The organism is Aeromonas sp. 84A (assembly GCF_051919345.1).
In the GTDB taxonomy this organism is placed as follows: Bacteria; Pseudomonadota; Gammaproteobacteria; order Enterobacterales; family Aeromonadaceae; genus Aeromonas; species Aeromonas veronii.
The window spans coordinates 4277501-4296873 of sequence record NZ_JBQBEW010000001.1; the positions used below are offsets into that span (position 1 = coordinate 4277501).

17 protein-coding genes and 1 pseudogene (1 of these 18 cut by a window edge) are annotated in these 19373 nt (G+C 54.7%); 10 read left to right on the top strand and 8 right to left on the bottom strand.

Annotated elements, in window-relative coordinates; genetic code table 11:
- From ACTG20_RS19375 to ACTG20_RS19390, 4 genes are all read right to left on the bottom strand, one after another.
- Positions 1 to 763: the start of a putative bifunctional diguanylate cyclase/phosphodiesterase gene (locus ACTG20_RS19375; RefSeq protein ID WP_194494693.1), read on the bottom strand. The gene continues 1169 nt to the left of window position 1, outside the view; 763 of the gene's 1932 nt are visible here — the first part of the coding sequence; the start codon lies at positions 761 to 763; its stop codon lies off the left edge, out of view.
- A gap of 23 nt (positions 764 to 786) precedes the next feature.
- On the bottom strand, positions 787 to 1287 hold the full coding sequence (locus ACTG20_RS19380; RefSeq protein WP_005349099.1) for a molybdopterin-binding oxidoreductase: 501 nt from the start codon (positions 1285 to 1287) through the stop codon (positions 787 to 789).
- A gap of 102 nt (positions 1288 to 1389) precedes the next feature.
- The gene (gene groL, locus ACTG20_RS19385) at positions 1390 to 3024 is read right to left on the bottom strand and encodes a chaperonin GroEL (RefSeq protein ID WP_005340575.1); all 1635 of its coding nucleotides are present in this window, start codon (positions 3022 to 3024) and stop codon (positions 1390 to 1392) included.
- A 43-nt stretch (positions 3025 to 3067) separates the two neighbouring features.
- Positions 3068 to 3361, bottom strand: coding sequence for a co-chaperone GroES (locus ACTG20_RS19390; protein ID WP_005340573.1), 294 nt, complete (start codon positions 3359 to 3361; stop codon positions 3068 to 3070).
- A gap of 260 nt (positions 3362 to 3621) precedes the next feature.
- Here ACTG20_RS19390 and ACTG20_RS19395 point away from each other — a divergent pair, with 260 nt between their 5' ends.
- Entirely contained in the window at positions 3622 to 4956 is a 1335-nt protein-coding gene (locus tag ACTG20_RS19395) for an MATE family efflux transporter (protein ID WP_234915276.1), read from the top strand.
- A 34-nt stretch (positions 4957 to 4990) separates the two neighbouring features.
- Here ACTG20_RS19395 and ACTG20_RS19400 read toward each other — a convergent pair whose 3' ends face one another.
- Positions 4991 to 5467: an FxsA family protein gene (locus ACTG20_RS19400; protein ID WP_139747103.1), complete on the bottom strand. Its 477-nt coding sequence runs from the start codon at positions 5465 to 5467 to the stop codon at positions 4991 to 4993.
- Positions 5468 to 5909: 442 nt separating this feature from the next.
- On the opposite strand from ACTG20_RS19400, the gene aspA reads away from it, so the two are divergent.
- Positions 5910 to 7352, top strand: a complete 1443-nt coding sequence (aspA, locus tag ACTG20_RS19405) for an aspartate ammonia-lyase (RefSeq protein WP_005340569.1) — start codon at positions 5910 to 5912, stop codon at positions 7350 to 7352.
- A gap of 125 nt (positions 7353 to 7477) precedes the next feature.
- Positions 7478 to 8797, top strand: coding sequence for an anaerobic C4-dicarboxylate transporter (locus ACTG20_RS19410; RefSeq protein WP_021229055.1), 1320 nt, complete (start codon positions 7478 to 7480; stop codon positions 8795 to 8797).
- Between the two features lie 242 nt (positions 8798 to 9039).
- Here ACTG20_RS19410 and tsaD read toward each other — a convergent pair whose 3' ends face one another.
- On the bottom strand, positions 9040 to 10053 hold the full coding sequence (gene tsaD / locus ACTG20_RS19415) for a tRNA (adenosine(37)-N6)-threonylcarbamoyltransferase complex transferase subunit TsaD (protein ID WP_194494691.1): 1014 nt from the start codon (positions 10051 to 10053) through the stop codon (positions 9040 to 9042).
- Between the two features lie 179 nt (positions 10054 to 10232).
- Between tsaD and rpsU the strand changes: the two genes are divergently transcribed.
- From rpsU to rpoD, 4 genes are all read left to right on the top strand, one after another.
- Positions 10233 to 10448, top strand: a complete 216-nt coding sequence (gene rpsU, locus ACTG20_RS19420; RefSeq protein WP_005309452.1) for a 30S ribosomal protein S21 — start codon at positions 10233 to 10235, stop codon at positions 10446 to 10448.
- A gap of 15 nt (positions 10449 to 10463) precedes the next feature.
- Positions 10464 to 10907: a GatB/YqeY domain-containing protein gene (locus ACTG20_RS19425; RefSeq protein ID WP_033136006.1), complete on the top strand. Its 444-nt coding sequence runs from the start codon at positions 10464 to 10466 to the stop codon at positions 10905 to 10907.
- A gap of 88 nt (positions 10908 to 10995) precedes the next feature.
- On the top strand, positions 10996 to 12783 hold the full coding sequence (dnaG, locus tag ACTG20_RS19430; protein WP_194494690.1) for a DNA primase: 1788 nt from the start codon (positions 10996 to 10998) through the stop codon (positions 12781 to 12783).
- A 183-nt stretch (positions 12784 to 12966) separates the two neighbouring features.
- Positions 12967 to 14862 carry an RNA polymerase sigma factor RpoD gene (rpoD, locus tag ACTG20_RS19435; protein ID WP_263718854.1) on the top strand — a complete coding sequence of 632 codons (1896 nt, stop codon included), beginning with the start codon at positions 12967 to 12969 and terminating at the stop codon, positions 14860 to 14862.
- Positions 14863 to 15632: 770 nt separating this feature from the next.
- Here rpoD and ACTG20_RS19440 read toward each other — a convergent pair.
- A complete protein-coding gene (locus ACTG20_RS19440) occupies positions 15633 to 16196 on the bottom strand; it encodes a hypothetical protein (RefSeq protein WP_194494689.1) in 564 nt (187 codons plus the stop codon).
- A 208-nt stretch (positions 16197 to 16404) separates the two neighbouring features.
- Between ACTG20_RS19440 and ACTG20_RS19445 the strand changes: the two genes are divergently transcribed.
- From ACTG20_RS19445 to ACTG20_RS19455, 3 genes and pseudogenes are all read left to right on the top strand, one after another.
- Positions 16405 to 16614: a DUF3289 family protein gene (locus ACTG20_RS19445; protein ID WP_439987859.1), complete on the top strand. Its 210-nt coding sequence runs from the start codon at positions 16405 to 16407 to the stop codon at positions 16612 to 16614.
- Between the two features lie 610 nt (positions 16615 to 17224).
- Positions 17225 to 17458 (top strand): annotated as a pseudogene (locus ACTG20_RS19450) (DUF4172 domain-containing protein); the annotation flags it as partial.
- A 66-nt stretch (positions 17459 to 17524) separates the two neighbouring features.
- The gene (locus ACTG20_RS19455) at positions 17525 to 18121 is read left to right on the top strand and encodes a Fic family protein (RefSeq protein ID WP_439987860.1); all 597 of its coding nucleotides are present in this window, start codon (positions 17525 to 17527) and stop codon (positions 18119 to 18121) included.
- Here ACTG20_RS19455 and ACTG20_RS19460 read toward each other — a convergent pair.
- Positions 18052 to 19214, bottom strand: a protein-coding gene (locus ACTG20_RS19460) for an IS3 family transposase (protein WP_194494941.1) whose coding sequence is annotated in 2 segments (ribosomal slippage) — positions 18052 to 18959 and positions 18959 to 19214 — 1164 coding nt in all. Because the reading frame shifts where the segments join, the coding sequence is not laid out codon by codon here. The genes ACTG20_RS19455 and ACTG20_RS19460 overlap by 70 nt on opposite strands.
- Positions 19215 to 19373 lie beyond the last annotated feature (159 nt).

Consider the following 19373-nt stretch of genomic DNA (forward strand, 5'->3'; position numbering starts at 1 on the left):
TGTCATAGCCAAACTTACTGTTGATATCTCTGAAGTCGTTGATGTCGACCAGCACCAGTCCAAACGGCACTTCCTGTGTGGCGTACAGCTCCATCCGTTCCAGTAGGGCAACCCGATTGGACAACCCGGTCAGCGGATCCCGTCTGGCCGCTCTGAAATGACGACGCCCTTCATATATAAGCAGCATGCTGAGCAGCAACACTGACATGACCAGACCGGAGACCATCAGCAACAAGGCATTGCGCAATTGGCCAAAATGACGATCGTTCTCGGAATAGACGTTAATGTTCTTCTGCATCACAGAAGCGAGGGAGTAGGAGAGCGGCTCTTGCAGCGGGGCAAGGCGCATCATGATCTGCTGATAGTCAGATGCCCCGCTTTGCAACTTGGTGATGTCGGGCTCTATTTGGCGAATATTGCTTTCAATCAGCTGCACCAGACGCAAGGTTTTCTGCTTGTCCTGCATGCTCTTGCGCAGCTGGCCGCTCAACAGGATGGGCGTTCTGCTCCAGAGAATGTCATAACGCAACATCAAGGTGTCATGATCAATCCCGCCATAGTGATAGACCTCTACCGCATTGAGGAAACGACCGAGCTCCAGCTGCAACTGCATCAGCGCCCAGGAGACATCATAGGTGTATTTCTCCATCGCTCTGGTCGCATTCTGGATCTGCATCAGGCAATAGAGGGTGCTCCCGGTAAACGACAGGATGGATACATACAGAATGACGAGCAGTGGCCACGCCCTAGTCTTTCCTTTCACCCCATGCTCCCGTGCTGTTTTTATCAGTGCTGAATGTCTATCAAATCCAGCTGCCAGATCATCATGTCGGTATATTCGGATCGCTTCAATTCCGGATATTGATCAAGAGGCAGCATAAACCAGACCGGCCCCTTGTCACGCACCCGCATGACAGCACCATTGTCTTCCCATGCGAGGATGGGCTCGTATTTGGCAACCTTGTCCCATTCAATGCGGATCTGGAAACTGTTCAGTGCCGTCAACGTAATGGTCTTGCCATCCGCACCGACTGCAGCCAATACATCGGCCAGTTTTGGGCCTCTGTAGGTGTGCGGCTTATCCACCCACGGGTTGCCTGTCACTATCTCATGTTGCGGCAGAGCCTGTAGTTTTGCCAGATCAAACAACACCTTGCCATCAACTTCGTCTGCCGACCTGATGTTACCACCGACTTTCAGGATCACCGGCCCCGTCAGCGCCTCAGCAGCCATCACCGGCATGATGACCAATGAACACAGTAGTGTCAGCCAACCAAACATTTTCATATCGCCCCCAGATTTGCTGTCTCAACAGACTCAGTTTAGCCAGATATAAAAAAACGGCTCGCCTTGAGCGAGCCGTTTGTCAAACAGAGCAAGGGGGGAGGATTACATCATGCCCATGCCACCCATGCCGCCCATGTCAGGCATGGCAGGGGTATCTTTCTTCGGCAGTTCGGTGACCATGCACTCGGTGGTGATCATCAGACCGGCGATGGAAGAGGCAAACTGCAGGGCGGAACGGGTTACCTTGGTCGGATCCAGGATGCCCATGGCCAGCATGTCGCCATACTGTTCGCTATAAGCGTTGTAACCGAAGTTGCCTTCGCCGTTCTTCACTGCGTTGGCAATGACGGAGGCTTCTTCACCGGCGTTGATGACGATTTGACGCAGCGGGGCTTCCATGGCGCGCAGGGCAACCTTGATACCGACGTTCTGGTCTTCGTTGTCACCACGCAGACCAGCCAGTTTGGCTGCAACGCGAACCAACGCAACACCACCACCGGCAACCACACCTTCTTCAACCGCGGCGCGGGTAGCGTGCAGGGCATCTTCAACGCGTGCTTTCTTCTCTTTCATCTCGACTTCGGTGGCTGCGCCAACCTTGATCACGGCAACACCGCCAGCCAGCTTGGCTACGCGCTCTTGCAGCTTCTCACGATCGTAGTCGGAAGAGGTCTCTTCGATCTGCTGACGGATCTGGGCAACACGACCTTCGATCACACCGGCATCACCCACGCCATCGATGATGGTGGTGTTCTCTTTGGTGATGACGATGCGCTTGGCACGACCCAGATCTTCCAGCGTCGCTTTTTCCAGCTCCATGCCAACTTCTTCAGAGATGACGGTACCGCCAGTCAGTACGGCGATATCCTGCAGCATGGCCTTGCGACGGTCACCGAAGCCAGGCGCCTTGACGGCAGCCACTTTCACGATACCGCGCATGGTGTTGACCACCAGAGTCGCCAGGGCTTCGCCTTCTACGTCTTCAGCAACAATCAGCAGCGGCTTGCCAGCTTTGGCAACGCCTTCCAGCACCGGCAGCATTTCGCGGATGTTGGAGACTTTCTTGTCAACCAGCAGGATGAACGGGTCGTCCAGTTCAACGGAACCGGTCTCTTGCTTGTTGATGAAGTAGGGGGACAGGTAGCCGCGGTCGAACTGCATACCTTCAACAACTGCCAGCTCATCTTCCAGACCCTGACCATCTTCAACGGTGATGACGCCATCGCGACCCACTTTGTCCATGGCTTCAGCAATTAGCTTGCCCACTTTCTCGTCGGAGTTGGCGGAGATGGTGCCCACCTGAGCGATGGCATTGCTGTCAGCGCACGGCTGGGACAGCGCCTGCAGTTCAGCAACAGCAGCCACAACGGCTTTGTCGATACCGCGCTTCAGATCCATCGGGTTCATACCGGCGGCAACGGCTTTCAGACCTTCGTTGACGATGGCCTGAGCCAGAACGGTTGCAGTAGTGGTACCGTCACCGGCGGCATCGTTCGCCTTGGAAGCCACTTCCTTGACCATCTGGGCGCCCATGTTCTGGAACTTGTCTTCCAGCTCGATTTCGCGCGCAACAGACACACCATCTTTAGTGATGGTCGGGGCACCGAAGGACTTGTCCAGCACCACGTTGCGGCCTTTCGGGCCCAGAGTCACCTTGACGGCATCAGCCAGGATGTTTACGCCTTCCAGCATCTTGATGCGGGCTTCGTTACCAAACTTAACGTCTTTAGCTGCCATTTTTCTTCAATCCTTAAATCAATTCGGGGAAAAGGAGGATGGATTACTCTTCGACAATCGCCAGGATGTCGGTTTCGGAGAGGATCAGGACGTCCTGACCATCCAGCTTCTCGGTCTTAACACCGTAGCCTTCGTTGAAGATAACCTTGTCACCAACCTTCACGGCCAGCGCTTTGACTTCGCCATTATCCAGGATGCGACCAGTCCCCACGGCAAGCACTTCACCACGGGTGGACTTCTGGGCCGCAGTACCAGTCAAGACGATACCGCCGGCAGATTTGGCTTCAGCTTCGATGCGCTTGATGATGACGCGGTCGTGCAGTGGACGAATTTTCATCGATAACTCTCCCAAAATGAGTCTCATTGTTGCTTTGAGGAATGGCCGTTCCAGGCCAAATTAGATATGTCCCTGATGTGGGGCAGAGTTGCTAACCCTTCAAGGGCAAATACAAAAAAAATTTTTTCACGTACTATAAACATCTTCGATGGTTCAGCCATATCCGCCCCCTGGTGCAAGGTCGGTTCAAGCCGCCCGTTTTCGATGCCAGAACCTTCAAAGCCAGCTGTAGAGACGAGCCCTTGACCCGCACCAACCCCATGCTGACAGCCCCTATTCCGGTCGTACTGCGCCAGATGACGGGCCCCATGATCTTCGGCATCATCGCCATTCTGGCCTTCAATCTGGTCGATACCTTTTTTATCGGTATGCTGGGAACCGAAGCTCTGGCCGCCATCAGCTTTACCTTTCCCGTCACTTTTGTGGTTACCTCGCTGGCGATGGGATTGGGCGCCGGATTGTCAGCGGTGATCGGTCATACCCTGGGGCAGGGCAAACACGATGAGGCAGCCCATCTCGCCACCGACAGCCTGTTTCTGGCGGTGATCATGGTGGCCCTGCTCTCCGCGGGGGGCGCTCTCACCATCAAGCCTCTGTTTACCCTGTTGGGCGCCAGTGCCGAGCTTATCTCCCTCATCCATGACTACATGCTGATCTGGTATCTCACCGTCCCCATGCTGGTGCTGCCCATGGTGGGCAATGCCGCCATCCGGGCGACCGGCGATACCAAAACCCCCAGTCTGGTGATGGCCGTAGCCGGGCTGGTCAACGGGGTACTGGATCCTCTGTTGATCTTCGGTATCGGCCCCTTTCCCGAGTGGGGGATCCGCGGGGCCGCCATCGCGACCTCTCTCTCCTGGTTGATGGCGATGCTGGTCAGCCTCTATATCCTGCGTCATCGGGAGGGCTTGCTGCTGTGGCGCCTCTCGCCGCGGGCCCGGTTGCTGTCCCACTGGCGGGCGCTGCTCCATGTCGCCGTCCCCGCCTCTTTTACCAATATGCTCAACCCCCTGGCCAATGCGGTGCTGATGACGATCTTTGCAGGACTGGGTACCGAGGTGGTGGCCGCTTACGGCGCCGCGTCGCGGGTCGAGGCGCTGCTGCTGATTGTGATGATGGCCCTTGCCTCCGTACTGGCCCCTTTCATCTCGCAAAACTGCGGCGCCGGCAATCCGGCCCGCGCCAAAGCCGCACTTCAGAGCTGCCTGCGCTTTGCCCTGCTGTTCCAGCTCGCCATCTATGGCCTGACCTGGCTACTGGCGCCACTCATCGCCAACCTGTTCAGCGATCATCCGCAGGTCATTCGCCTCATCATTCTCTATCTGCATCTGGTGCCGATCGGTTACGGCTTTCAGGGCATGGTGATGCTGCTGGCCTCGGCGCTAAATGGCGTGCGAGCATCCAGTATTTCGTTCTTGTTCAACGGATTGCGACTGTTTGGTTTTCTGTTGCCAGGAGCCTGGCTGGGGGCAAAGCTGGGGGGAGAACAGGGGATATATATGGGAATACTGCTGGCCAATCTGGCGGCGGGCACCCTCGCATGGTGGTATGCCCGACACCGCTTCGAGGCCTTGTGCCATCAGGGCAAACCCTGATTCAGTCACTCGCCTCGGGTTTTCGTCTCGTCGATTACTCTTTGCGCTCAAATTCGCCTTCGATGGTGGTGCCGCCCTGCTTGGCGTTCCCCAGATGATCATCGGACGGTGCGTTGCCAAACGGCGATTGAGTAGGCTGGAAACCGCCCATCTGCATCCGGAACTGGCTGCTGCCGATCAGCTTGTCAGCCAGTTTGTTACGCAGCCAGGGTTGCAGCAACAGCACACCGAAAATGTCGGTCACGAAACCCGGGATAACCAGCAGCAAGCCGGCCAACGCCAGCATCATGCCCCCCATCACCTCGCGGCCCGGCATCTCGCCCATCTGCATCTTTTGCTGGGCGCTGAACAGGGTTTTGATCCCTTCACTGCGCACCAGCGAGGAGCCCAATACCGCAGTCAGGATGAGCAAGCCGACAGTCGGCAGCGCCCCGATTACCGAGCCGACCTCGATCATCACGGTGAGCTCCAGCACAACCAGACCCACCAACAACAAAAACAACTTGCCCATATCCACTCCAGCACCGGTAAATTGAGAAAAAGTAGCGCCCATCCAACGATGGTCAGAGGCGATTTTGCCGCCCCGTCATCACCACTTTCTGCTCTGAATAAATGGGGGCAGCCCCCCTATTTTCAAGTTGGTCAACTGACTCCTACGTCATCAGCAATCTAAAAAATCAGCAAAAAGTCACAAAAACTTATAAAAATCATCATGATAAAAACTTCTTAACATATGTGTACTTTCCTCAAAGTAATTTGAAAATGTCGCAAATTTAGTGATCCACCTCTAATAACCGATACCTCAATTGGAGTAGTATATTGATTAGTTTTTCGGGAGGTCATTCTCCCAACCGCCCCACTCGATGTGTGGTGCTTCAGGATGAGCTGTGCGCAAGGAACTCGCGACCACTCGGTGAGGATTTTTCCATTTATCTGATTTCTGAGGCATTACAATGAGCGACATCAAGAACGTCCGCATTGAAGAAGACCTGCTGGGCACCAAAGAAGTTTCCAATGATCTCTACTACGGTGTGCACACCCTGCGCGCTGTCGAGAACTTCAAGATCAGCTCTCAGAAGATTTCTGACGTTCCGGAATTCGTCCGCGGTATGGTGCTGACCAAGAAGGCCGCTGCGCTGGCAAACGGTGAACTGGGTACCATCCGTCCTGAAATTGCTGACAAGATCGTAGAAGCCTGCGACCTGATGCTGAACACCGGAAAATGCTTCGACCAGTTCCCGGTCGACGTTTACCAGGGTGGTGCCGGCACCTCCGTCAACATGAACACCAACGAAGTACTGGCCAACATCGCCCTGGAAATCATGGGTCTGGAGAAAGGCCGTTACGACGTCATCAACCCGAACGACCACGTCAACAAGTGCCAGTCCACCAACGATGCCTACCCGACCGGTTTCCGCGTTGCTGTGGTCAACAGCACTGACGTGACTCTGCACGCGCTGGAGCACCTGATCGCGGCATTCGATGCCAAAGCGAAAGAGTTCAAAAACATCCTGAAGATGGGCCGTACCCAACTGCAAGATGCAGTCCCGATGACCCTGGGTCAGGAGTTCCACGCGTTCGCCGTGACCCTGCGTGAAGAGATCAAATCCATCAAGCGTTGCCAGGAGCTGCTGCTGGAAGTGAACCTGGGCGCGACCGCCATCGGTACCGGTCTGAACACTCCGCCCGAGTACTCTGCACTGGCCATCAAGCGTCTGGCCGAGATCACCGGTCGTGCCTATGTGCCGGCAGAAGACCTGATCGAAGCGACCTCAGACTGTGGCGCCTACGTCATGCTGCACGGCGCCATCAAGCGTCTGGCCATGAAACTGTCCAAGATCTGTAACGACCTGCGTCTGCTCTCCTCCGGCCCGCGCACTGCACTGAAAGAGATCAACCTGCCGGAAATGCAGGCGGGTTCCTCCATCATGCCGGCCAAGGTCAACCCGGTTATCCCGGAAGTGGTCAACCAATCCTGCTTCAAGGTATTCGGTAACGACATCACCATCACCTTCGCCGCCGAAGCCGGTCAGCTGCAGCTGAACGTCATGGAGCCCGTGATTGGTCAGGCGATGTTCGAATCCCTGAGCCTGATGGAAAAAGCCTGTATTTCCCTGCGCGAGAAGTGCGTGGAAGGTATCACCGCCAACCCGGAAATCTGCATGAATCACGTGCTGAACTCCATCGGTATAGTGACCTACCTGAACCCCTTCATCGGCCACCACGAAGGGGATATCGTCGGCAAGATCTGTGCCCAGACCGGCAAGAACGTCCGTGAAGTCGTTCTTGAGCGCGGTCTGCTGAGCGCCGAGCAGCTGGACGAAATTCTCTCCATCGAGAACCTGATGAACCCGCAATACAAAGCCAAGCGTTTCACCCGCGAAGCTGCCGTATAAGCGAGTGTGGGCCGGGATCTTCCCGGCCCATAAAGTCAGTTCCCGATTGGTCTTTATCCCCAGCCCGATCGGGAATTGGCTTTTTGCCAAATAAAAACCAAAAACTAAAAAATGGAGTTATCGCTATGATTGGAATCGAGTTACTTGTCGTGCTCGCCGCTATCTATCTGGGGGCCCGGATAGGCAGTATCGGCATCGGCTTTGCCGGTGGTCTGGGGGTACTGGTATTGACGTGGGGTCTGGGCATGCCCATCCCGAGCGATCAACTAGTCAGCTACATCCCTTGGGATGTGATCATGATCATCGCGTCCGTCATCTGCGCCATCGCCTGTATGCAACTGGCTGGCGGGATGGACTATCTGGTCTTCCTGGCAGAAAAAGCGCTGCGCAAGAACCCCAAATACATCACCTTCGCCGCTCCGGTGGTTACCTATCTGATGACCATGCTGGCCGGTACCGGTCATACCGCCTTCTCCACCCTGCCGGTGATCGCTGAAGTGGCCAAAGAGCAAGGGATCCGCCCATCCCGTCCGCTCTCCATCGCGGTTGTCGCCTCCCAGATCGCCATCACAGCCTCCCCGATCTCTGCCGCTGTGGTTGCCTTCTCCGGCATGCTCGAACCGTTTGGTGTTGACTACCTGACCCTGCTGGCCATCTGCATCCCCTCTACCTTCCTGGCCTGTATCCTGGGCGCCTTCATTGCCAACATGATGGGCAAGCCGCTGGAGCAGGACGAAGTCTATCTGGAGCGTAAAGCCAAGGGCCTGATCAAACTGCGTGGTACTACCAAGCTCGAGATCAAACCGTACGCCAAACTGTCGGTCTGGATCTTCATCGCCGCCATCGTTGCTGTCATGGCTTATGCCACTGCCATCTCCGGTAAAGTAGGCCTGATCACCAACCCGCCGATCCCCCGTGACGGCGCCATCATGGGCATCATGCTGGCCGCGGCCACCATCATGACCTTGGTGTGCAAACTGGACGCTACTCAAGTGACCAACATGCCGACCTTCAAGTCCGGTATGTCTGCCTGTATCTGCGTACTGGGTGTGGCCTGGCTGGGTAACGTCTTCGTAAAAGGCAACATGGACACCATCCAGCTGATCGCTGGCGACCTGCTGAACCAGTACTCCTGGCTGCTGGCCGTGGTGCTGTTCTTCGCCGCCATGCTGCTCTACTCACAGGGTGCAACCACCAAAGCACTGATGCCTGCCGCACTGGCACTGGGTGTCAGCCCGCTGACTGCGATTGCCTCTTTCGCAGCCGTGAGCGCACTGTTCGTACTGCCGACCTACCCGACCCTGCTGGCCGCGGTAGAGATGGACGACACCGGCTCAACCCGTATCGGTAAAGCGGTGTTCAACCACCCCTTCTTCGTACCGGGCACCGCCACCATCGCCATCGCCGTGGCGCTGGGCTTCTTCTTCGGCGGAATCTTGCTGTAATCTATTGCCTGCCGATTACCAAACAAAAATCCCCGCCAGTTGGCGGGGATTTTTTTATCTCTTTACTCTGTGCTTGGCTGTCTGGCAGCAAGAGACCTGACGCCTTATCCGGATGGCTCAACCACGGCGACAGCAGACACCACCACGGCGTGCCAGCGGCGCTATAACCACCGCTGCCGGATTGCAGGAGCAGTAGGCCACCATGGTACTCACCACCACGCCAGAAGGCGGGATCCATCGGATCAGACCGGATCCAGGGTATCAAGCGGCCAACGCGGCACGGCTTTGACCGCCAGCGGTTCAAACACACCCGCTTTCAGGCGCTGCATACCGGCGTAAGCGATCATGGCGCCGTTATCGGTGCAATATTCAGTGCGCGGATAGAACACCTCGCCCTTGAGGCTCTCCATCAGCTCGGCCAGCTGGGCACGCAGATGACGGTTGGCACTGACGCCACCGGCGACCACCAGACGCGTGAGACCGGTCTCTTTCAAGGCACGACGGCACTTGATAGCCAAGGTATCGACCACCGCATCTTCAAACGCTCGAGCGATATCGGCGCGGGTCTGCTCATCATCACCATTGGCGGCGATGGTGTTGGCGGTGAAGGTCTTGAGGCCGGAGAAGCTCATGTCGAGCCCGGGACGGTCAGTCATGGGACGGGGGAAATGGAAACGTCCGGTGGTGCCCTTCTCGGCCAGACGGGAGAGCAGCGGGCCACCCGGATAGTCCAGCCCCATCAGCTTGGCGGTCTTGTCGAACGCTTCGCCAGCGGCATCATCGATGGATTCGCCCAACAGCTGATAGCTGCCGATGCCATCAACCCGCACCAGCATGGAGTGACCACCGGAGACCAGCAGCGCCACGAAGGGGCACTCGGGGGCTTTCTCTTCCAGCATGGGGGCCAGCAGGTGGCCTTCCATATGATGGACGGCGATAGCCGGCTTGTTCCACGCCATCGCCAGCGAGCGGCCAATGGTCGCCCCCACCAGAATGGCGCCAACCAGACCCGGACCCGCGGTATACGCGATGCCGTCGATGTCATCTTTGCCCAGTCCCGCCTCTTGCAATGCGGCCTGGATCAACGGGATCGTCTTGCGAACATGATCCCGGCTGGCGAGTTCGGGGACGACGCCACCGTAGTCCGCATGCAGCTTGACCTGGCTGTATAACTGATGGGAAAGGATCCCTTTTTGATCGTCGAAGATCGCGATCCCGGTTTCGTCACAGGATGTCTCTATGCCCAATACACGCATTGCTAAAAAATTTCACTGCTAAAATGAGACGGCTATGGTAACCTTCGCGGGTTTTTTAAACCAGAGCGATCTCTGCGGGTTTACTTTCATTCCCTGTCCAGAGTATAATTTCGCACCATTTTAAGACATGCTGATCGATTGAAGGTCAGCTAACAATTTATCACTGAGGTGAAAGGCACATGCCAGTAATCAAAGTCCGTGAAAATGAGCCGTTTGACGTTGCTCTGCGTCGTTTCAAGCGTTCTTGCGAAAAAGCCGGTATCCTGTCCGAAGTTCGTAGCCGTGAGTTCTACGAGAAGCCGACTACCATTCGTAAGCGCGCCAAAGCGTCTGCTGTCAAGCGTCACGCCAAGAAGCTGTCTCGCGAAAACGCACGTCGTATCCGCCTGTACTAATCGGGAGATATTGCCGTGTCTCTGAAGGATCAACTCAAGGATCAACAAAAACTCGCCATGCTTGCCAAAGATAAGGCACGTCTGGGAGCGATCCGCTTGTTGATGGCAGAAATCAAGCAACGTGAAGTCGATACCCGTATCGAGCTGAATGATGAGGATATCCTCGCTGTCGTGACCAAAATGGTCAAACAGCGCCGCGATTCCATCAGCCAATTTGAAGCTGCCGGTCGCCAGGATCTCGCCGACAAAGAGTCCGCCGAGATCGTTGTGTTGCAGGAGTTCCTGCCGCAACAGCTGACCGCAGATGAAATTGCCGCTCTGATCGAGCAAGCCGTCACTGAAAGTGGTGCTGCCGTCATGGCTGATATGGGCAAGGTCATGGCTGTCTTGAAGCCGAAAATTCAGGGGCGTGCCGATGTCGGCGCCGTCAGTGCTCAGGTGAAAACCCGCTTGGCGTAACAGGCAACTCTCTTGTTTGGTCGAAGAAGCCGTGCTTCCCTTGGAATGCGCGGCTTTTTTATTTTCTCCGCAATGAAACAGGACGGTTATGGCAGGCAGGATCCCCCAATCCTTTATCGACGATCTGCTCGTACGCACAGACATAGTCGAGCTGATCGACTCGCGAGTGCGGCTGAAAAAAGCCGGTAAGAACTACCAGGCTTGCTGCCCTTTTCATAACGAAAAAAGCCCCTCTTTTACCGTCAGCCAGGAGAAGCAGTTCTACCACTGTTTCGGTTGTGGTGCCCACGGTAACGCCATCGGCTTTGTCATGGAGTACGACGGTCTCGAATTTCCCGATGCCATCGAAGAGCTCGCCAGCATGCAAGGCATGCAGGTACCTCGCGAGCAGAGCATCGGCGGCTCGGCCAATAGCCAGCCCGCAGTCAGCAAGGATCTGTTCGAGCTGATGAACCAGATCGCCCGCTTCTACGAGAGCAATCTCAAGAGTGCCCCCCACGCGGTGGAGTACCTCAAGGGACGTGGCCTGACCGGCGAAGTAGTCAAGCGCTTCAACATCGGTTATGCACCCAGCGACTGGGATCAGGTGCGCCGCCGCTTTGGTGCCAGCCGGGATCACGAGCAGTTGCTTATCTCGGGCGGCATGCTGATCACCCGTGACAATGGCCCGGGCAGTTATGACCGTTTCCGCGATCGCATCATGTTCCCGATCCGTGACAAGCGTGGCCGGGTCATCGGTTTCGGTGGCCGGGTGCTGGGTGATGGCACCCCCAAGTACCTCAACTCGCCGGAAACCCCCATCTTCCATAAAGGGCGGGAGCTGTTCGGTCTCTACGAGGTGAAGCAGGCACACAAGGATCCACGCCGGATCCTGGTGGTGGAAGGCTACATGGATGTGGTGGCACTCGGTCAGTACGACATCGACTATGCGGTGGCGGCGCTGGGTACTGCAACGACCAGCGACCATATCCACACCCTGTTTCGCACCACCGCCGAGGTAGTCTGCTGCTACGACGGTGACAACGCCGGTCGTGAAGCCGCCTGGCGCGCGCTGGATAATGCCCTCCCTCATCTGCAGGATGGCCGCGAGCTGAAGTTCGTGTTTCTGCCCGATGGCGAGGATCCCGACTCGCTGGTACGCCAGATCGGCAAGGAGGGCTTTGAAGCCTTGCTCGATGAAGCCCAGCCGTTCGCCGACTTCATGTTCGAGCGTCTCGGTCGCGATGCGGCGCTCTCCGGTGAGGCAGGCAAGTTCGAAGTGGCCAACAAGGCCGCCGAGCTTATTCGTCGCGTTCCGGAAGGGTTTACCCGCGAAGGGCTGATCACTCGTCTCTCCAGCATGATGCGCTGGGGCGAGAACAAGCAGCGCATCGCCGAGCTCTTTGCCCGCAACAGTCAGCCCAATGCCGAGGTCAACAAACCCAAGGCAGCCAAGCTGACGCCACTGCGGCGTGCGCTGGCACTGATGGTGCAATATCCGGCAGTAACGGCTGAGCTTCCCCCCATGCCGGAATTAGCCGGGCTACGCGTACAGGGCATCAAGTTCCTGCTGCAACTGCACCAGCAAATCCTGGCACAGCCCGGTATCACAACCGGTATCCTGCTGGAACACTGGCGTGGTACCAAGGAGGGAGAGATCCTTGCTCAGCTGGCCATGCACGACCTGTTCGAGGAGATCAAACTCGATCAGGAGCCGGATATTCTGGGAGAATTGCAGGACACTTTCGTCGGCTTCATCAACCAGTTTCTGAAACAGCGGATCGAAGAATTGCAGGCCAAAGTGGCTCAGGAAGGACTAAGCTCCGAAGAAACCCAAGAGCTGATGATGCTGATAAGAGAGGTGCAAATTGAGAAAAGAAATGAGAGTGGGGCTTGATATTTGAGTGATTAGTCCCAATATGGATAGCGTTGCCCGAATCGACGGGATGAAAAGCAAAATTTTTATAACCGCCTGGCCCCGACAATACTGCGGGCAGGGGTTTCTCATGACCGACGCCGCAACCAGACATAGCATGTCTGGCGGTTTTCTATTAGAATTGGCTATTTGCGCAGCAGCGCACTGTACGCGCAACCTAGCAACACCAACCGGATGAGTTCTATGGAGCAAACCCCGCAGTCTCAGCTTAAACTCCTCGTTGCCAAAGGTAAAGAACAGGGCTACCTGACCTATGCCGAGGTGAACGATCACCTCCCGCAAGACATTGTCGATTCAGACCAGATCGAAGACATCATTCAGATGATCAACGATATGGGCATTCAAGTGGTTGAAAACGCTCCGGATGCCGATGACCTTATCATGGCTGAAGGTGGTACCGCCGATGAGGACGCTGCCGAAGCAGCGGCCCAGGCTCTGGCATCTGTTGAATCTGAGATTGGTCGCACGACCGATCCCGTCCGCATGTACATGCGGGAAATGGGTACCGTCGAACTTCTGACCCGTGAAGGCGAAATCGACATCGCCAAGCGGATCGAAGACGGTATCAACCAGGTACAAAGCTCCGTAGCCGAGTACCCTGAAGCAATTACTTACCTGCTCGAACAGTACGACAAGTACGAAGCCGAGCAGCTACGTCTCTCTGACATCATTTCTGGCTTTATTGACCCGAACGAAACTGAAGACATGGCGCCTACCGCCACGCATATCGGTTCCGAGCTCGGCGAAGACGATCTGGCCGACGAAGATGAAGAAGACGAAGAAGACGAAGACGAAGATGGCGACAGCTCTGACGACGACGGTGACGGTGGTCCGGATCCGGAAGTCGCTCGCGAGAAGTTTGGTGAACTGCGTGCCCAGTATGAAGTGACCCGCCTCTCCATTCAGAAGAATGGTCGTGCGCACGAAGATACCCAAGCCGCCATCGCCCAGCTGGCCGATGTATTCCGTCAATTCCGCCTGATGCCCAAGCAGTTCGATCGCCTGGTCAACAACATGCGTGAAATGATGGAGCGTGTCCGCGTGCAGGAACGCATCATCATGAAGCTCTGCGTTGAGCAGGCCAAGATGCCGAAGAAAACCTTCGTCGCGGCCTTCACCAACAACGAGTGTGAAACTGCTTGGTTTGAATACCAGAAGCAGGCTGGCAAAGCCTGGTCTCCCCGTCTGGTTGAAATGGACGAGGATATCCAGCGCGCCATCGGCAAGCTGCAGCAGATTGAAGAAGAGACCGGTCTGTCGATTGCCCAGATCAAGGATATCAACCGTCGTATGAGCATCGGTGAGGCCAAAGCCCGCCGTGCGAAGAAAGAGATGGTTGAGGCCAACTTGCGTCTGGTTATCTCTATCGCCAAGAAGTACACCAACCGCGGTCTGCAGTTTCTGGATCTGATCCAGGAGGGCAACATCGGTCTGATGAAGGCTGTAGACAAGTTTGAATACCGTCGTGGCTACAAGTTCTCGACCTATGCTACCTGGTGGATCCGTCAGGCCATTACCCGCTCCATCGCGGATCAGGCCCGTACCATCCGTATCCCGGTACACATGATCGAGACCATCAACAAGCTCAACCGAATCTCCCGTCAGATGCTGCAGGAGATGGGTCGTGAACCGAACCCGGAAGAGCTGGCCATGCGCATGGGCATGCCGGAAGACAAGATCCGCAAGGTACTGAAGATCGCCAAAGAGCCTATCTCCATGGAGACGCCCATCGGTGATGATGAAGATTCCCACTTGGGCGACTTTATCGAAGATACCACCCTGGCTCTGCCAGCGGATGCGGCGACCAGCGAAAGCCTGCGCAACGCCACCCGCGAAGTGCTGGCTGGCCTGACCGCCCGTGAAGCCAAGGTACTGCGGATGCGTTTCGGTATCGACATGAACACTGACCACACCCTAGAGGAAGTGGGCAAACAGTTCGACGTTACCCGTGAGCGTATTCGTCAGATCGAAGCCAAGGCACTGCGCAAACTGCGCCACCCTAGCCGCTCGGAAGTGCTGCGCAGCTTCCTGGACGAATAGTCCTGACCCTGTGTCAAACTGCTCTGCCAAAGCCCCGCCATGCGGGGCTTTGTTTTGTCTGGCATTTACCCTTGCGACCGGCTTTGCGCCCTCAATCAAGCTGGACAATTAGTCGCCAAGTGGTTGATATGCCTATAGACTGCCCTTTCCTCTTCCCCTATAATCCACGCCGCTAAACGCACAATTTGGCCCCTTAGCTCAGTTGGTCAGAGCAGTCGACTCATAATCGATTGGTCGTGGGTTCTTATGTAAACCATGATTTCAGTGCATGCTTAAAGAAGTTGTAAGAGTCAAGTAAAGCTATGATTTTTAAGGCAGTTGAGTTCAGTTGCTTTAAAAATATGTGCTAGTAAAATGGTGCATAGATGAAACGGCCCCATAGCTCAGTGGTTAGAGCAGTCGACTCATAAGAAATTGTGACCTGTGTCAGTAATGACATACGGAAAAATCGGATGAATTGCTGGAAAGCTAAAAGATAGCGATATCTCATGCCAATCAGCAGCCAAGCTCTTCAAGCGTGAAGAGAAGGTTCAGAGACTAGATGGTTCAGCACGACCTTGCTGTGTAATACATCACTAGCGTCCGACATCCTATCGCTCTGCGAGGATGATGATATAGTCCAGGCCTTTACGAAAGTATCGGGTTAACTGAATCGATTGGTCGTCCGTTCAAGTCGGACTGGGGCCACCACTTTCCAAGCTGTATGTCGCTGTCAAAGCCCCACATGCCGCTGTATTGTTAGCAAGACGCAACCTTTCGTTTGCTGGCCTTCATGAAGAAGGCCGCATCCCAAACACCTTCAATATCCTCTCAACAGCCGCCAGCCTGCCCTGTAACTCCCAACTCTCCTCAACTGCATCACTGATAGCTTTGCCTATTGCAGGTTCCAGAAAAGGAAAGTCTATGAGCAACACACCAAGTTCATCGCGCATAGCATCTTGCTTCTCTAACTGAAGACGATAGTTTCGGGCTCTCTCATCCAACTCATCCAACAAAGAACCATTCGATTTCAAATTTTTTTCCTGTTTCAGTTCCGTCACCAGAGCCTCTGGCCCAATAAATTCCTCTTTGAAATGCACTTCATCGAACTTGGGAGTCTTGATGAAATGAGAAAAACGCTTCCCATCATCAACGTGCTTTCTCTTTAAGAGCCCCAAACGGACTAGCTTGATGAGATTCAAATAAATAATGCTATAACGCTTCCTATGTACCTTCGGTTCAGCCTTGGCACCAAAAACAGCACTTACGCACCCAGTCGCAGTGAAATCGTTCAGCTGCAACCGAATAAGAGCTGTGTAGAGTGCAGTTGGTAGCCACACAGTCTGGGAACCCATAAGTAATCCTCAGTTTCGAACGACCAAAATTAGTAGGAATTAAAATTAGGCCGCGGATTATAGTCCCTAGTTGTAGCTCAGACAACCTAGAAAATAACATCATGAACCTACTGTGTTACCCATAGCCCCTATTGGGGCCTAGGCCAAAGGCTTAAATATTTTTATTAAAAATAATTGTTCATATATAAATAAATAGATTTATAAACTAATTTGCTTATGTAATTCTCACTATCATACGGGTTCAGATCTCAATTATTTTGATACTGGCTTTGACCCCACGACCGGAAGAGTCAAGTTCTACGGCCTAGCGTCCGGTTTCAGAAGCTGGCTTGTTCTTCAACACTACAAGCGCTTTGCCTACAAGCCATTTTTGACAGTCATTGAACTCAGCTATCCATTCCAAGGGGAACTAAAGTGAGCGCAGCAGTGAAGACAGAGAGAACATGGGTATTCGTGTTGTTCATGCTCTATCACCTCTTGAATGCATCGATCCTGTTCATTCAGCCTGTCTATGATTGGTTTAACAATGAATACTCACTGACTGGCCTATATGTACTGCTCATGCCCTATCTCTGGGGCCTGATAACGATACTTGGTGCGATTTTGTTCTTGTCAGACCGTTCTTGGAAATACCTCGCAGGCAATCTACTCGGTGGTTCAATTCTTCTCTTCTGGTGGCTTAGACTGGCATTCCAATATTAGTGAGTATCGTCAGGCATATGAATGAGTAGACCGAACGGCATTATCTTGGGGGTGGATTCATGCAGCGCAAGCTGCAAGCTCACAAGAACCATTCAAAACGAAAACGAGCTTCCCGCCTCGTCTATCTACTGGTTGCTGTAGCGCCACACAGCAGCAATAAATCCAGTTTTTCGTCAGCTCCGGTCTGAGATTTTCAGCCTGGATCTCCATCCTCATTTCCAGCTCTGCTGGTCTGCTGCATGTGTTATATTCGGCTCAGATGTTGAGCCGAATGATGGGCTGGGTCGGCTCATTATTGAGACCCTAGCACGTTGGATGAGGAAATAATGGAACCATTTTGGATTTGGCAACAAGCTGATTGGCCCCATTTTCGTTGGCGGGATAGCGAGATATTGCCCAGATTACGGCAGGTTCAACGCAGGCAGGGAATTCTAATCGGTCGTCATTCCAGGTTGGGGAACCCCGACCAAACGTTGGACACGTTATTGGCTAACATCATCGCCTCGTCCGCTATCGAAGGCGAACGCCTCAATGCACAATCCGTGCGTTCCTCTCTGGATAGGCGGTTAGGAGGCTCACAAACTCAGTCCTATCCAGTATCAGAGCGCTCAGAGGGGCTCGCGGCCATGATGCTGGATGCCATCGACAATCATGGACAGCCGTTGACGATTGAGCGGCTTTACCAATGGCATCGTTGGTTGTTCCCCGTCAACGAATGGTCGGTGAAGCGGCTGCATGTAGGGCAGTTGCGAGGAGATGCGCCGATGCTGGTTGTCTCTGGACGTGTAGATCGCCCCACCGTGCATTTTGAGGCACCGCCCAGAGCAACTCTGGACGATCAACTGACCGAGTACACCCTCTGGTTTAACCAGACTCGACATGATCCAACGATGGATCCGCTTCTTCGTGCGGCGATTTGCCATCTCTGGTTTTTGACCCTTCATCCCGTTGATGATGGCAATGGGCGGTTAGCGCGGGCACTGACCGATCTCGCGTTGTCACAGGCTGACTGCCACAGCATCCGGCTGTATGCCATGTCAGCTGCTATTCTTGGACGGCGGGCAGACTACTATCGGGCACTGGAGTCAGCACAGAAAGGCTCGCTGGATATTACCTCCTGGATTTGTTGGTTTCTCGACACACTGTGTAGTGGTCAACTAAATCCGGACACTTGGTTAGGCCGTTCTTCGGCTTTTGCTGGCGGTATCCCGTCATTGTGTTGATGTGGACGCCGCCAGTTGTAGTAATTCATCAGGTAATAACTGATATCTCGTTTTGCCTCTCGCAAGCTCATATATCCCATAGCCGGGAGCCACTCTGACTTCAGGCTTCTGAACAACCGTTCCATCGGGGCGTTATCCCAGCAGTTGCCACGCCGACTCATACTCTGGGTCATGCGATAGCGCCACAGTCGTTGCCGAAATGCCCGACTGCCATATTGGCTGCCCTGGTCGGAGTGAAATAGCACACCGGATGGGCAACCCCGCTGCTGATAGGCCATCTCCAGTGCTTTGATGGCCAGCTCTGCATCAGGCTTATCAGACATCGCCCAGCCTACGACCCGCCGGGTATGCAGGTCGAGCACTGCGGCTAGGTAATGCCAACGACCACCGGCCCAGACGTAGGTGATATCGCCACACCACACCTGATTGGGCTGCTGGACATCAAATTCGCGGGCCAGCAGATTGGGAATGTCCGGTCGTTCAGACCGAGCGACCTGATAGCGATGAGCGCCCGGTTGCTTGGATACCAGCCCGGCTTCCTTCATCAGGTTACGTACTTTGAATCGACCAATCTGATACCCCAACTCCCGCATCATCGACATCAAGGCGCGGCTGCCCGCTGAGTTCTGGCTTTCTTTGAACAAACGGCGCAACTCACAGCGCTGTTGCATGCGCTCACGGTTAATCGTCCGCCTGCGAGCCAGATAATCGTAAAAACAGGAGGTGGGAACATCGAAGGCGCAGCAGACCAGAGTGATGGGGGCTTGCTCCCTTAATCGGTCTATCAGCGCGTACGTGTGAACTCGTCCGTCATCAAGAGAGCAGTAGCCTTTTTTAGAATGTCCTTTTCACGTTCGAGTCGATTGATACGGGCTTCTAGCTCCTGGATTTTCTGCTGTTCCGGGGTCAGAGCTTTACTAATCGGGGTTGTGCCGCAGCGTTCGGATTGGAGCTGCTGAACCCAGCGGCGCAGTACGGTTTCACCGACATCCAGTGAACGGCTGGCTTCGGGGACTGAATATCCCTGGTCGAGCACCAGGGATGCGGCTTCGAGTTTGAATTCGGCAGTAAATGAGCGACGTAATCTTGTCATTGAACACCTCAGGTCATGGTGGCGACTGTACCACCTAAAATGATGTCCGGGATGATTAGACCACTACACTGGATTACTCCATAGAGCTGGCATTACAGGTTATTGATCGTTCTCTCGCCAAGACATTTTTCTGGTTGCAGCACTGTCATGACGATCTGA

What these genes read in the sequence shown, in the direction of transcription:
- ACTG20_RS19390 (WP_005340573.1), bottom strand. Translation starts at nt 3,361, where the DNA reads ATGAAAATTCGTCCACTGCACGACCGCGTCATCATCAAGCGCATCGAA.
- ACTG20_RS19440 (WP_194494689.1), bottom strand. Translation starts at nt 16,196, where the DNA reads ATGGGTTCCCAGACTGTGTGGCTACCAACTGCACTCTACACAGCTCTT.
- rpsU (WP_005309452.1), top strand. Translation starts at nt 10,233, where the DNA reads ATGCCAGTAATCAAAGTCCGTGAAAATGAGCCGTTTGACGTTGCTCTG.
- groL (WP_005340575.1), bottom strand. Translation starts at nt 3,024, where the DNA reads ATGGCAGCTAAAGACGTTAAGTTTGGTAACGAAGCCCGCATCAAGATG.
- dnaG (WP_194494690.1), top strand. Translation starts at nt 10,996, where the DNA reads ATGGCAGGCAGGATCCCCCAATCCTTTATCGACGATCTGCTCGTACGC.
- ACTG20_RS19455 (WP_439987860.1), top strand. Translation starts at nt 17,525, where the DNA reads ATGATGCTGGATGCCATCGACAATCATGGACAGCCGTTGACGATTGAG.
- ACTG20_RS19395 (WP_234915276.1), top strand. Translation starts at nt 3,622, where the DNA reads ATGCTGACAGCCCCTATTCCGGTCGTACTGCGCCAGATGACGGGCCCC.
- ACTG20_RS19380 (WP_005349099.1), bottom strand. Translation starts at nt 1,287, where the DNA reads ATGAAAATGTTTGGTTGGCTGACACTACTGTGTTCATTGGTCATCATG.
- aspA (WP_005340569.1), top strand. Translation starts at nt 5,910, where the DNA reads ATGAGCGACATCAAGAACGTCCGCATTGAAGAAGACCTGCTGGGCACC.
- ACTG20_RS19400 (WP_139747103.1), bottom strand. Translation starts at nt 5,467, where the DNA reads ATGGGCAAGTTGTTTTTGTTGTTGGTGGGTCTGGTTGTGCTGGAGCTC.
- tsaD (WP_194494691.1), bottom strand. Translation starts at nt 10,053, where the DNA reads ATGCGTGTATTGGGCATAGAGACATCCTGTGACGAAACCGGGATCGCG.
- ACTG20_RS19410 (WP_021229055.1), top strand. Translation starts at nt 7,478, where the DNA reads ATGATTGGAATCGAGTTACTTGTCGTGCTCGCCGCTATCTATCTGGGG.